This is a genomic window from Clostridium sp. DJ247, assembly GCF_014231265.1.
On sequence record NZ_JABAIW010000017.1, the window covers coordinates 1 to 14,372 of the forward strand.

A 14,372-nucleotide genomic window follows, 5' to 3' on the forward strand; every position below is an offset into this window, starting at 1 on the left:
CTTCACTAAGACTGATAAAAAAGTTTTTAAATGTGCTTCAGTTTTGGCAACATATTCCTACGTATAAGTTAAGTTTCCAGCAAGAAACCCTATACTGTAGTATTTTATTAATGAGCTGTACATATACAGCTTTTTGTATAGGTGGTGGTTAACGTGGAAGTGGAAGGAATTGTGTTAGCAGCAGGTTTTTCTTCTAGAGCAGGTACATTTAAGATGGCCTTAGACTTTAATGGAAAAACTGTAATTGAAAATTGTGTTGGTAACATGAAGAGATGTTGTTCACGGGTTTATGTTATAGGCGGATATAAGATAGAAATAATAGAAAATATTTTAAAGGACTATGAAGACGTATATGTGGTTTTTAATGAAAACTACGTTGAAGGTATGTTAAGTTCTGTGAAGAAGGGAATAAGTAGTCTAAGAGGAGATAAGTTTTTCTTTACTCCGGGAGATTATCCTATCATTAATAGTGAAACTTATAAATCTCTTCTAAAAGTACAGGGAGATATTACTATTCCAACTTTCCAAGGAAGAAAAGGCCACCCAGTATTGATGAAAACTGTATTAGCAAAAGAACTTTTAGAAAATCATAGCTTTGAAAGTATGAAGGATTTTATAAACTCAAAAGGTTTTAAAACTGTAGATGTTCCTGATAAGGGTATCTTAATGGATATAGATACAATGGAGGATTATAGAAAGTTATTAAATTTGTGAAGATAAATAAACTTAAAACCGAACTTTCGGCCAGGTATGTGTAAAGTAAGTTTATAAGTAGTTTATCGAGAAAACTTAGTAAATTAGTTAGAGGGGTGATGTTTATGCTTATTGAGGAAATAAGTAAGCCGGTTAAAAGAATGGATGTGGCAGAAAAGATTAGTGGAACTACTCAGTATTTAGCTGATATGGATTTTCAGGACGCACTTTATGCTAAGACTTTAAGATCTACAAAACCTAGAGCTAGGATAGTTTCAATTGATTTGCCTGATATACCAGATAATTATTATATAGTAGATAAAAGCGATGTGCCTGGAAGAAATAAAGTAAGGATAATTATTTATGATCAACCGTTTTTTGCAGAAGATGTTGTAAATTATATTGGTGAACCAATTCTTCTAATTGTAGGGCCAGAAAAAGAAAAAGTAGAAGAAATAGTTTCAAAAATTAAAGTAAATTATGAGGAGTTAAAGGCTGTCTTTACCATGGAGGAGGCTGAACAGTGTAAAGAACTTATATATGGTAAAGATAACTGCTTTGCAGATTATAAGTATTCAAAAGGGGATATTGAAGCTGCTAAAGCTAAAGCTGCACATGTATTTGAGAGAGAGTATAAGACAGGGTATCAAGAGCATATATACTTAGAATCTCAAGGTATGGTAGGGTCTTTTGAAAATGGACGTGTTAAAGTTATAGGTTCTATGCAATGTCCTTATTATGTTAAGGATGCTGTAGTAGAAGCTTTAGGTTTTGATGAAAGCAAAGTGCAAATAATTCAAAGTAACACAGGTGGTGGCTTTGGAGGAAAAGAAGAATATCCTTCACTTCTTGGTGGACAGGTAGCTGTAGCGGCGTTAAAAACTGAGAAAACAGTGAAACTTATCTTTGATAGAGATGAGGATATACAATGTACAACCAAGAGACATCCATCTCATATAAAATTAAGAACTTATTTAGATAAGGATAATAAAATAATTGGTGTAGAAGCAGATGTGAAATTTGATGCAGGAGCCTACTCAGGAATAACAAATATAGTGCTTCAAAGATCTATATTTGCTGCTGTAGGAGTATACGATGTAGAAAATGTAAAGGTTAGAGGAAGAGCTTTTGCTACTAATAATATAGTAAGTGGAGCCTACAGGGGTTTTGGAGCACCTCAATCCTTCTTTGCAGTTGAAATGCATATGGAGTATATAGCAAAACAGCTTAATATAAATCCTTTGGAATTTAGAAAGAAGAATCTCTTAAAGAAAGGGGATTATTCATCAACAGGTGGAATTTTTAGAGAAGATATACTACTTCCAGAAATTATTGACACCATAGATAAAATGTCTGATTATAGTAAAAAATATGAGCAGTATAAAAATGAAAATTCATTTAAGGGAATAGGGCTTTCTGTATTTTTTCATGGAGGCGGTTTTACTGGCGATGGAGAAAGAGATATAATAAAGGCAAAAGTAAAGCTTAGGAAATATAATAATAGTAGTGTAGAAATACTTATATCAAATGTAGAAATGGGTCAAGGTGTTACTACAGGTTTAAGAAAAATTGTAGCACATGCTTTATGTATTCCAATAGAAAATATTATATATACTAATCCAGATACGGATAGAGTACCTAATTCTGGACCTACAGTAGCGTCAAGAACCACAATGATCGTTGGAAAATTACTACAGGATGCTGCTATAGAGATGAAGAATAATTGGGATAGCAGTGATGAATTTGAAGTTACAAAGGATTATAAACATCCAGAAGGATTTTCCTGGGATGCTCAAAACTTTGTAGGAGATGCTTATAATACTTATTCCTGGGGAGCTAACGTAGTAGAAGTAGAGGTAAATCCTATAACCTATGAAGTAGATGTAAAAGGAGTATGGGCTGTATATGATATTGGTAATGCAATAGACGAAAAAATAATTGAAGGCCAAATAGAAGGTGGGGTTGTTCAAGGACTTGGTTTCGCTGGTATGGAGGTTATGAATTCTAAAAATGGACAATTACTTCAAAGAACAAATACAGATTACGTTATACCAACAGCTAAAGATTTCCCTAAAACTTACAGTAAACTAGTTAACAGTCCATATAATTATGGCCCTTTTGGAGCTAAAAGTGCAGGAGAGCTTACTTTAGTAGGATCACCGTCAGCTTATGCCATAGCAGTACAAAATGCTATAGGACGTACACTAAATCAAATACCTGTAACTCCTGAAACTATAATGGAGGTAATGGAAGATGAAAGTAGAAATTAATTTTAATTTAAACAATAAAGAAGTAACCATAGAAGTAAATCCTGTAAAAAGACTATTAGATGTGCTTAGAGAGGATTTTAAATTAATAGCGCCCAAGGAAGGCTGCGGACAAGGTGAGTGTGGAGCTTGTTCTGTTATTATAGATGGAAAACTTGTTAACTCATGTTGTGTTCCAGTAGGAAATGTAAATGGAGCAAAGGTTATTACAGTTGAAGGCTTAAAAGATACAGAACAATTTGATATTCTAAAAGAAGCTTATGAGGATGCTGGTGCAGTACAATGTGGTTTTTGTACTCCAGGTATGATAATGGCATCCTATGCATTATTAAGTAATAATAAAAAACCAAATGAAGCTGACATAAGAGAGGGGATATCTGGAAACCTATGTAGATGTACTGGATATGACAAAATTATCGAAGCTGTAAAACTAGCAGCTAAGAGAGGTGAATCTGCATGGTAAATCATATACCTAAAGATTTAGAAGAAGCTTTAAGTATAATAAATAAAGAAGAAACTATAATTTTATCTGGCGGAACGGATCTTATGGTAAGAAGAAAAAGACCAGCAGGGCTAATACCTAGTTTTGATAAAAGCACTGTATTCATAAGCCACTTGAAGGAATTAAAAAAAATATATATAGATGAGAAATTCTTATATATAGGTGCAGCTTGTACTTTTTCTGAAATTAGAGAAAGTAAATTAGTACCAAATTATTTTAAAGAAGTAATTGCTGATATAGCATCCCCTGCCATAAGAAATATAGCTACTATTGGAGGAAACATTTGTAATGCTTCTCCAGCAGCGGATATATTGCCTTTATTATATGCTTTAGAGTCAGAACTGGTTGTAAAAAGTGTAGAGGAAGAAAGAATAATACCTATAAAAGATTTTATAACAGGACCTGGAAAACACATTATGAAGAAGAATGAAATTTTAAAAGAGATAAAAATATCTTTAGTAGATTTTAATAAATATTCTTATAAAAAAGTTGGAACAAGAAAAGCAACAGCAATTGCTAAGCTTTCATTTATTGCTTTAGCAAAACTTAACAATCGTATTATTGATGATATAAGAATATCATTTGGAGCGGTAGCAGCAACTATAGTGAAATCAAAGGATGTAGAAAATAAATTAATTGGAAAAAGTATAAAAGATGTGGATTTAATTAAAGATGAAATCATAAATGAATATTCCAAGTTAATAAACCCAATAGATGACCAAAGGTCTAATAAAAGATATAGAAAGCAAGTATCTATAAATTTGTTAAAGGATTTCTTGGACTCTATTTAGTTTTAGGTATAGATAACCACGCCCGAAATTTAACTTATACTCCGGAATATGCTGCCAAACTTCGGCACGTTAAAAACTTTTAGTCAGTCTAAAGTTCGTGTTTTTGAAAATCTAAGAACCTTATATAAACTCGCTATGCTCAAACATATATAAGGCTCTAAGATTTTCTAAAAACACTTCACTAAGACTGACAAAAAAGTTTTTAAATGTGCCTTCAGTTTTGGCAGCATATTCCTACGTATAAGTTAAATTTAAGTTGTGGCTATTTACAAGGAAAGCTAACTGAAAAGTAGTTTGGCAACAATTGTGTGATATAAAATAAGAGACAAGAATACTTCATTGCACTAGAAAGCTTATTATAATATTATTTAAATAAGGATTTTAAAGTGAAGATTGATATTATATATAAATAAAAGATTAAGCTTGAATGGGGTTTTAGTATGTATAAGTGTGAAAAAAGAATACTTATTGTAGATGATGAGGTAAAAATTATAGAGGTAGTGAAATCATATCTTGAAAATAGTGGATATTCTGTGTACTCTGCATATAACGGGCAGGAAGTTGTAAATTTATTTGATAAGATAAATCCTAACCTTATTATTTTAGATTTGATGCTTCCAGATATCTCTGGTGAAGAGCTATGTAAAATTTTAAGAGCTAGGTCAAAGGTCCCTATTATAATGCTTACAGCAAAAACAGAAGAAGATGATATACTCAAGGGTCTTGACATAGGAGCAGATGATTATATTACAAAGCCCTTTAGTCCGAGACAACTTGTAGCTAGAGTAAAAGCACTGTTTAGAAGAGCTGAGGATGAGGAAGATGAACTGTCTAATTTAAGTTCATTTAACAATGGTGATTTAATAATTAATGATTTAATTATTAAGTTAAAAAAGAGGTAACATAGTTAACCTTACGCCTATTGAATACAATATTCTTAAAATAATAGTCAAGTATCCTACGAAGGTTTTTACAAGGGCAGAGTTAATTTCTATTGTTTTAGGAGAAAAGTTTGATGGCTATGATAGGACCATTGATTCTCATGTGAAAAACTTAAGGCAAAAAATAGAAGATGATCCTAAAGCTCCATTATATATTTTAACTATACGTGGTGTAGGCTACAAGTTTGGTGGCGTTTAGAGAGGGGATTCTTTTATATGAAAAGCAGTCTAAAAACAAGGTTATCACTGTCTTATGCACTGGTTGCACTTATTTGTATATTAATAATAAATATTATGACAAATGTACTTGTTGAAAAACAGTTTAGAGTGTACACTATACGTAATCAAGAGCGCAAAAACAAAGAAATAACTGATTTAATAGGCAAACAGTATAGTGATAACGGAATATGGAACTATACTGCTATTGAGAATATAGGAGTTAATGCCATCGAACAGGGTATGATTGTTAAAGTAAGTGATACTTCAGGTAAAGTAGTATGGGATGCAGCTGTTCATAATAATGGACTGTGTAAACAGATGTTAGATCGTATGATGAAAAATATGAATAAATATTACCATGATTGGGATGGTAAATATGAAATAAAATCATATACAATTCATCATACGAGAAAAGAAATAGAGGATATGGTAAAAATAAGTGTAAAAGACACAGGATGTGGCATTTCCGATGAAGATTTACCATTTATTTTCGAAAGGTTTTATCGTGCAGATAAGTCAAGAGACCGGTTAACAGGGGGGCTGGAATAGGATTAGCAATAGCAAAAGCTATTGTAGATTCCCATAAAGGGAAAATAACAGTACAAAATAATTTAGATAAAGGAACAGAATTTATAGTTTTATTACCGAAAAAAGATAACTGAAGAATATTTAAAGAAAGTAATGAATATATTAGGTTTTTATAATATGTTCATTACTTTATTATTTTTTGTACTTACCTAATGCAGATGAAAATTTATTCACAATAGTTTTATTCGGTTCATAAATTATTAATAAATTCTCATTAAATCCACACATAATATATATAATATTCTGTTTTTTTATTGACATGCAATAAAAATTATTTAAAATAAGTAAAAAATAGTAAATCTATAAGAATGCTTGTAATTATTTTTTACGGTTGATTTATGACATATTTATAGCTAACTAGAAAACTAGAGGCTAAGATTCTCCTTTAACCTTAAAGGATTCTTAGTTTTTTTATTTTATGTAAATCAATTTTTAGGAGGTAAAATAATGAACAATAGAAAAATATTAGCCTTTATGCTTTCAGTGACTTTAACAACTTTAGCAACTGCTGTAAGTTCGAAAGTTGTTAAAATAGCATCTGGACAAGTAACAAGAACCAGTGGTTCTGACAGATATCAAACAGCAGCTCAAGTAGCTACATCCAATTGGACAACTTCAGATAACGTAGATACATAAGCTAGCATATTGGCAATTTTTATAACATTAATGTAAATGCTGCATCTACACCAGTTTTATGCTTTGGATAAAGTAATCCAATAGAGAGACACACTAAATCCATTAAATGCATGTATCATGTTTATAAATAGTTATCGCTTTAGTTAACAGGTCTAAATATGCTTATTCCATACTTTATAAATTTAAGAAATTAGTTAGACAAACGGTGTTTAGGCAATTTAAAGATTAGCAGAAAATCTTTAGAACTAGAATTGAATTATATCGAAAACAGATAGAAAGGACTGACTGGGAAACGTATGAAGAATTTTTTGAGTATGAAACTTTAACTGTGAAATAAGAGGATTTTTAATCTTTGAAAACTTAATAAAATACTATACTAATAATAATTTTAAATATATTACAAATTACCACAGTTGTCCTTGACAAATATTCCACCAATAGTATTTTTAACTCGTAAAGAGCGATGGAAATAGATATAAGAGCATAAGAAATAAGCCTCTGTTTAAGACACATTTTATTATTAAGCTCATTCAGTTTATCATGGGTGAGGCTCAGCTATAACCTGATTTATTTATAAAAATTATTGAATAGAAGGATACTGGCGGATATAAAAATCATATAAACAATATCTCTAAGGAAAGAAACATCAACAGTTTAAAAGATTTTTATAGGTAAACAAAATAATTTGCGATATAGAGGTAATACCCTGTTCCACTTGTAGGCAAGTTCTCTAAGCTTTATCTCTTGCTCATGATGCTATAGGAGAACCTCTGTGGAAGCAAGGCAAGCACAAAAAATAACTATCTTGACATAAAAGGATCTCAGTAATATAATAATAAAGAACGGAGGTTCTTTATTATGCAAGTTTTGAAGGAAGAGATTAAAAACAAAATATTAGATGTTGCAGAAAATATATTTTACCAAAAAGGATTTAGGGATACTACTACCCGAAGTATTGCTAGTGAAGTAGGCATAAGTGTTAGTAATTTGTATTTATACTATAAAAATAAAGAAGCTATTTTTTATGAAATAACCGATGGATTCTATAAATATTGCATAAATTGTGTTGAAACATTTTTCAGGCATGATGACAATGATAAAAGAATGGATGTTGTCATCAGTAGTTTAATTAGAAAAATTATGATAACTGATCGAAAAAGATTTGTTATTATATGTAACAGAAGTGAAGGAACAAAATATGGGGGATTTAAGCAGCAAATAGTTAGTATTCTTAATAATCATATGGAAATGCAAGTAAATAAAGACTTAATAAAAGATCCGTTAATTTTAACTATATTAGCTAAAAACTTTATTGAAGGAATAATTGAACTAGCTGAAAATTACAAAGGTGAAGATTGGCTTGAAAATAGCATTAGTACCTTAGTTAACTATCACATGAAAGGCATGGAGCAATTCATGTGAAAATTTTTTCTCATAATAAGGAACGATAGTTCTTTATTATAAGGTGTATATAAAATAGCTTGTACTAACGAGGTGGCATAGTCCTTAGGGTTTCAAGTTCAGGTATTTGAACTAGTACTTTATTATTAAGTGTTAAATGGGTTCTTAGAAAATTGAAATATGTCACAAACAATATTACACAAGTCAAGGAATCATCTGAATTATTGAAACCATGGGTTTTGTCCTATAACTACATTAATTATTAAGGTTGCTTGTCTTGAAGACATATGATAGTTTACGTAGTAAATATAATAGATTCTAAGGCGTGGAGTACTACATTTAAGTAAAATGATGTACTTAACAAGAAGCTCATTAATCATGCTTATAGCTTGATCCTTTCTTTTTATTGGTAATTATAACTTCGCAAGTCGATAATTTATCTAAAAAGTTTTGGGGAGAAAGTTATTCATATAAAAAATGTTTAAATCAAAAAGGTTAAAAGAAAAGTTACTTTGAAACTTTTGACAATACCTAAGTGAATAGGAGGGGAGATATGCCAAAGGAAGATATAGATCAAAAGTTAGATATAAAGTGCGTATTTTAAAATGTTTCACATAGGCTTATAAACCTCGGTCTTTAACAATTCAACAGCTTTCATTATATAGATATATTTTTCTCAATGCATTTAATTCGTGGGGTTGGGTTATCCATTTAATTTTTACATTGGAAAATATGGAGTATGAAACCAATATAATGGTAGCAAGTAATATTAATTACTTACATGATTTGTAGTTATCAAAAAAACAGGTGAAGGTTAAAATTCACTGCTAAAATTTCTTATGGATAAAAGGTTGAAAGAGTTAACACTTGTGATATTTGACAAGTAACTAATAAATAAGAGAGGAAAATTAAAATGAAAATTAGAAAAATGATTATTATTTTAACTATTTCATTGGTAGGTATGATTGGTACTGCTTGTGGTTCGGAAAAGAAAGATGCGACGGGAAGTGTAAAAGAAGTACAAATTGCAACTATAAAGAAGGAGAAAATGGTGAACTTATCTGAAATATCAGGAAGTTTAAAAGCGGCAGATGAAGCTACCATCTCTTTCGAAGTAAATGGAGTAATTCTTTCTTTAAATAAAAAAGAAGGAGATACAGTAAAAGTTGGTGAAACTTTAGCTACTTTAGATAAAAAGGAGTATATGGAGAAGCTTAATCAGGCTGATGCTAGTGTAATGCAAGCCCAAGCTAGTTTAAACCAAGTAAGAAACGGTTCACGGCCCCAAGAAATTGCACAACAAAAAGCTAATGTAGAGAGTCTTACTGCCGTTTATGAAAAAGCTGCAAAAGATTTACAAAACGCTGAATTGCTTTTTAAATCTGGTGCTATTTCAAAAAATGATTATGAAAATGCTCAAAATCAAGCGATTACTAGTGAAAAAAATTTAGAGTATGCAAAGCAAGGTTACGCTATGATGTTGGATGGATCAAGACAGGAGGTTATAGATCAGGCTGTAGCCCAGTACGATGCAGAACTTTCTTCTAAACAACAAGCAGCCTTAACTTTGGAAAAAACAGAATTAAAGGCTCCTATAAATGGTATTGTTATAGAAAAAGATCAGTCACAGGGGCAGTTAGTACAGGCTGGAACGTCTATTTATAAAATTGGGAATTTAGATATGTTGAAGGTTACTTTACCAGTACCAGATCGTGATATATCTTTATGGAAACTAGGGGATAAGGTGAACTTAAAGCTAAATGATACCTCTAAACAAGGGATTGTAACTAAGATTTTCCCTTCTACCAATGAATCCACTGGAACTATAGGTGTTGAGGTAAGTGTGCAAAATCCAAATCATGATTGGGTACAAGGCCAAGTTGTGAATTGTTTACACGAAGTAGAAGGAGAAGAAGGGCTCTTTGTTCCTGTGGAATCAGTAATAAATACAGGAGATGGAAAATGCTATGTGTTTTTAGCATCAGGGGGTAAGGCTGTAAAGACTGAGGTGAGAGTTGGAACCATGTTTAATAACAAATTTCAAATTACATCTGGACTTAAAGAAGGGGATACATTAGTAGTTAAAGGTGCAGACCGATTATTTAATAATGATTCCATTAAAGCGGTTGGAGGAGACAAAAATGATTAAGTACTTGGTAAGAAGGAGAAAGATAACCATAGTTTTTTTTGTAATGGTTGTTTTTGCGGGGTTTGTAAATTTTCTTAATATGCCGAAACAAGAATCACCGGATGTTTCTGTTAATCTAGCTACTATAATTACAGTTTTACCTGGAGCGTCTCCTGAAAAAATTGAACAAACCGTTACAAAAAAGATTGAAGAAAATATAAAGGGTATATCAGGGATAAAAACTATTACATCTCATTCTACGTTAGGCGTTTCTTCTATAACAGTGGAAGCTCAGGATAAAGTAGATACAAAAGATGTATGGAATAAACTTAGGAATAAGGTAAAAGATGCAGAAAAAGATTTACCAAAAGACACGGAGGTTCCTGTAGTCAACGACGACTTAGAGAGAAGTTTTGTTCAGAGTATAAATATTACTGCTGAAACTCAGGAACAGCTTTATTCACTTCGAGATTTAGTAAAGAACTGGAAAGACCAACTTAGAACTATTCCTAAAGTAGCTGATGTAACCATTGATGGGTTACCTAACCAAGAGGTAACTTTAGAGGTTAGTGCTCAAAAGTTAAAAGAGTATGGAATTTCCCAGGAAGAGGTTATGAATGCAGTACAGTCAGAAAATGAAAGAGTTCCCTTGGGGAATTTTGATAACGATGGAAGGTCATTTCAACTTAGCCTTCCAGAAAATCGTAATGTAGATGAGCTAAATAAAGTTATTATTAAAAATTCTAAAGATGGATTTCCTATTTATATTAAAGATATAGGTAAAATATTCATGTCAACAGAAAAAGTAAAAAGCTATGCTTATCATAATGGGAAACCTTGTATTACGATTAGTATCAATGCAGAGGTAGGTACTGATATTCCTTCATTACAAAAAAGGGTAGATGCTGTGGAGAATTCATTGAAAAAGTCTCTACCAGCTTGGTCAAAGGTTGAAAATGTTTATTCTCAAAATGAACGTATCGATGAACTTTTTACACATTTAGGAAAAGAAACTTGTATAGCTATTCTTTCTGTTTTACTAGTATGTTCCTTAGGGTTAAATCTCATTACATCTTTTATTATTGCATTAGCAATTCCTATTTCCCTTGGAGTAGGGTTAACTTTTGCACCTCAGTTTAATATTACGTTGAATGAAATATCTATCCTCGCTTTAATTATAGTTCTTGGAATTTTAGTAGATGACGCAGTGGTAGTAAATGATAACATAGAAAGAAGACTTTCGGTACTTGGAGAGCCTCCTACAGACGCTGCAGTAAATGGATGTAATGAAGTATTTTATTCTATTCTAAGTGCTACATTAGCGACAATGTGTTCCTTTGGGCCACTAGCATTTCTGGATGGGGATGCTGGTAAATTTATTCACCCTATACCTATAATTATTACGCTAACAATGGCAGCTTCTATGATTATGTCCCTATCTATTATACCTATATTTCGTGAATGGTATGAAAAACGTCATCCTAAGGATGTTTCCGTTTATACAAAACCACCTGGGTTATTGGGGAAATATTTAGTGCAATTATCAAAATGGTATGGAAATGTACTAATGCCTAAGATTTTAAAAAGACCCTTAAAAGTAGCTTTTATTGCCATGACAATTAGCATTTTATCTTATAGCCTTGCTTTAGTTACGCCGATAGAACTTTTTCCAAATTCGGACCGTGCTGAGATGCTCGTAAATATATCTACATCGGCAGGAAGTAGTATTAAGGAAACTAACACAGTTGTTAAGAAAGTATCTGATTGGATTTCAAAGCAACCTAATATTACTTTAGTTTCTGCATATGCTGGTCAAAGTGCTCCTAAAATGTTTAATAGCGATGACAATGGTGGAAGTGGAAATACAACAGAATTAGGGCAGATTGTAGTTAGAGTTGATAAAAATAAAACTACTACAGCAAAGGTAACCAAAGAATGGGCAGAAAAATTTAAAACACTTTTCCCTGAAGCAAGAGTAGTGCCAGAGCAGTTAAAAGAAGGTCCTCCGGTTGGGGATCCAGTTTCTATACGTATTTATGGACAGGATATTGATACTCTTAGAAAGCTTTCCCAACAGTTGAAAGATAAACTAGCTACAATCTCTGGTACCTATGATGTGGCGGACGATATGGGGATTGCAAATTATACATTAGAGTTCCAAGTAGATAAAGGTTTGATGGATAAAAAACTAGTAAGTTATAAAGATTTATCTAGCGCTATTCGTCTTGTAAGTGAAGGAACTAAGGTAAGTCAATTTGATGATGGTAAAAATATGATTGATATCAAAATGTTTGTAGAAAAATCAGAGCAAAATCCTATTCTTACATTTCAACAATTATCAGTAACAAATGCCCTTGGGCAACAGATTCCATTGTCACAAATTGCACAAATTAGGCCTACATTTTCAATTAACCAAATTCCGCATCGAAACTTATCAAGGGTAGTTACGGTTACAGCTAAAGTAAAAAATCGTACAGCAACAGATGTTATGGATGAGGCTAAAGTTTATGTCCAAAACATAAAATTTCCAGAAGGTTATAGATGGGAAGAGGGTGGAGAAACCTCAGAGCAAACAGATATTTTTTCGAATATGGGAGAATTGATGATTATTGCAATATTTCTTATTGTTTTAATTATAACAATACAGTTTTACTCACTAGCTTATCCGATCTTGATAATGAGTACTATATTTTTAGCTTTTGCGGGAAGCTTTTTAGGACTTTTTATAACCCAAAAACCTCTTGGATTTATGTCTATGATGGGAGCAGTTTCTCTTATAGGAATTGTTGTACGTAATGGAATAGTACTTCTGGAGTTTATCGAAAATGAACGTCATAGGGGTGTAGGATTACATCAAGCTGTTATAAATGCTGGAGAAGCAAGATTAAGACCTGTAATTTTAACAGCAGCTACCGCTATTGCTGGACTTCTATCTTTAGCTCTATCAGGAGATGTACTATTTAGTCCACTTGCTATCACTATAATTTTTGGATTGCTTTTCTCAACTATTCTTACATTGGTAGTAGTACCTGCATTATATACTGCCTTGGCAAACTATCAAATGAAGAAAAAGAATAAAAATGTTGAAGAAAGTAATTTGAATACAAATTTAATCGAATAATTATATTTTATTTGCAGGTGGATGTATGGAATTATATTCATAATGTTATCTGTGTGAGCTATACTGGATAGCTAATGTTGCTGTACGAACTAAGTTTATTTGTAGAGTGTATATATAATATTATTCAATTATATTACATATATATAATATAATTGAATAATATGAAAATGTTGACAAAAAATAAATAAAGTTGTAAGATATGTATATAAGTTAAAAAAATAGGGAATCAAGAAAAAGTACAATATTTATGCAAAATATTACAATTAATTACGAAAAACATATAAGTTTGATATTTTGAAAAGAAGCTAAATCTTCAAATTTATCAGATTCACTAAATGTTAGTTGAATGTTTATTGAGGTGATTTCATATTTGTTGTTTTACAAAGCATTAATTGTGTACATGCTAATTGTTGCTAGGTTTAACTACAGCATGTAATTGTATAAAATATAAATATCTAATTGCACAATTTACTCTGTTGGTTATTTTATTATTTGGAGGGAAAAAATGTTACTCGAGATTGAAAAAATGAAACTGGGCGATATAGACTTATCTTCTTTGAATGTAGGTACTAGATTAATGTTAAGCACTAACGGCACATTGACTACAACTCTTGAAACACTTTTTTTTGAAAAAGTTGAAGTTTTCAAAATTTTCGAATCACTTGTTAAAGCCTCTGAAGTTAGTGATAGTGTGAAATTAAGGCTAAATTTATGTGATGAAGAAATGCTTCTAAAGCGGGACGTTTTTCTTCAGGGAAAAACATCAAAAAGGAATTATGTTTATGCCACTTCTTATGTTGCTATTGATAAACTTTCGCCGAATTTTCGTGACGAATTAGTTAAATCACAAACACCTATTGGATACATATGGAATAGGTATAAAATTCCACTTTATAAGGAATTTATTAGTTATACAGTTAGTGTAGTGGGGGATCTTGCCGAGGGTTTTCAGATTAAGAAGGACGAAATATTATATGACAGGACTTACATTGTTTATTCTGATAACATACCTATTACCATTATAACGGAAAAATTCCCAATGATGGAAACAAATTTTAAATAGATAAGAAAGAAGAACTTTCAGT

General features: G+C 31.5%; 11 protein-coding genes and 1 pseudogene. All 12 read left to right on the forward strand.

Translation table 11 applies throughout. The annotated features are described in order from the left end of the window. The first annotated feature begins 153 nt into the window (after window positions 1–153). The 12 genes and pseudogenes from HGI79_RS08685 (at window position 154) to HGI79_RS08735 (ending at window position 14,350) form a co-directional block, all read left to right on the forward strand. Window positions 154–714, forward strand: coding sequence for an NTP transferase domain-containing protein (locus HGI79_RS08685; RefSeq protein ID WP_185650328.1), 561 nt, complete (start codon window positions 154–156; stop codon window positions 712–714). Window positions 715–818: 104 nt separating this feature from the next. Beyond that, window positions 819–2,963 (forward strand): xanthine dehydrogenase family protein molybdopterin-binding subunit, encoded by a 2,145-nt coding sequence (locus HGI79_RS08690; RefSeq protein WP_185650329.1) that lies wholly within the window; start codon window positions 819–821, stop codon window positions 2,961–2,963. Then, window positions 2,947–3,423 (forward strand): (2Fe-2S)-binding protein, encoded by a 477-nt coding sequence (locus HGI79_RS08695; RefSeq protein ID WP_185650330.1) that lies wholly within the window; start codon window positions 2,947–2,949, stop codon window positions 3,421–3,423. The genes HGI79_RS08690 and HGI79_RS08695 overlap by 17 nt, the downstream gene beginning before the upstream one ends. After that, window positions 3,417–4,253 (forward strand): xanthine dehydrogenase family protein subunit M, encoded by an 837-nt coding sequence (locus HGI79_RS08700; RefSeq protein WP_185650331.1) that lies wholly within the window; start codon window positions 3,417–3,419, stop codon window positions 4,251–4,253. The genes HGI79_RS08695 and HGI79_RS08700 overlap by 7 nt, the downstream gene beginning before the upstream one ends. A gap of 440 nt (window positions 4,254–4,693) precedes the next feature. Then, window positions 4,694–5,393, forward strand: a pseudogene (locus HGI79_RS08705) (response regulator). 17 nt (window positions 5,394–5,410) lie between these two features. Further along, window positions 5,411–5,962 (forward strand): ATP-binding protein, encoded by a 552-nt coding sequence (locus HGI79_RS08710; RefSeq protein WP_395939529.1) that lies wholly within the window; start codon window positions 5,411–5,413, stop codon window positions 5,960–5,962. A 20-nt stretch (window positions 5,963–5,982) separates the two neighbouring features. Then, entirely contained in the window at window positions 5,983–6,075 is a 93-nt protein-coding gene (locus HGI79_RS23665) for a hypothetical protein (protein ID WP_395939532.1), read from the forward strand. A 373-nt stretch (window positions 6,076–6,448) separates the two neighbouring features. Continuing rightward, window positions 6,449–6,637 (forward strand): hypothetical protein, encoded by a 189-nt coding sequence (locus tag HGI79_RS08715; protein ID WP_185650376.1) that lies wholly within the window; start codon window positions 6,449–6,451, stop codon window positions 6,635–6,637. A gap of 858 nt (window positions 6,638–7,495) precedes the next feature. Then, window positions 7,496–8,059: a TetR/AcrR family transcriptional regulator gene (locus tag HGI79_RS08720; RefSeq protein WP_185650332.1), complete on the forward strand. Its 564-nt coding sequence runs from the start codon at window positions 7,496–7,498 to the stop codon at window positions 8,057–8,059. A gap of 892 nt (window positions 8,060–8,951) precedes the next feature. Next, window positions 8,952–10,187 carry an efflux RND transporter periplasmic adaptor subunit gene (locus tag HGI79_RS08725; RefSeq protein ID WP_207725744.1) on the forward strand — a complete coding sequence of 412 codons (1,236 nt, stop codon included), beginning with the start codon at window positions 8,952–8,954 and terminating at the stop codon, window positions 10,185–10,187. Further along, window positions 10,180–13,287 carry an efflux RND transporter permease subunit gene (locus tag HGI79_RS08730; RefSeq protein ID WP_185650333.1) on the forward strand — a complete coding sequence of 1,036 codons (3,108 nt, stop codon included), beginning with the start codon at window positions 10,180–10,182 and terminating at the stop codon, window positions 13,285–13,287. Before HGI79_RS08725 ends, HGI79_RS08730 begins: the two co-directional genes overlap by 8 nt. A 505-nt stretch (window positions 13,288–13,792) precedes the next feature. Further along, window positions 13,793–14,350, forward strand: coding sequence for a chorismate pyruvate-lyase family protein (locus HGI79_RS08735; RefSeq protein WP_185650334.1), 558 nt, complete (start codon window positions 13,793–13,795; stop codon window positions 14,348–14,350). Window positions 14,351–14,372: the final 22 nt, after the last annotated feature.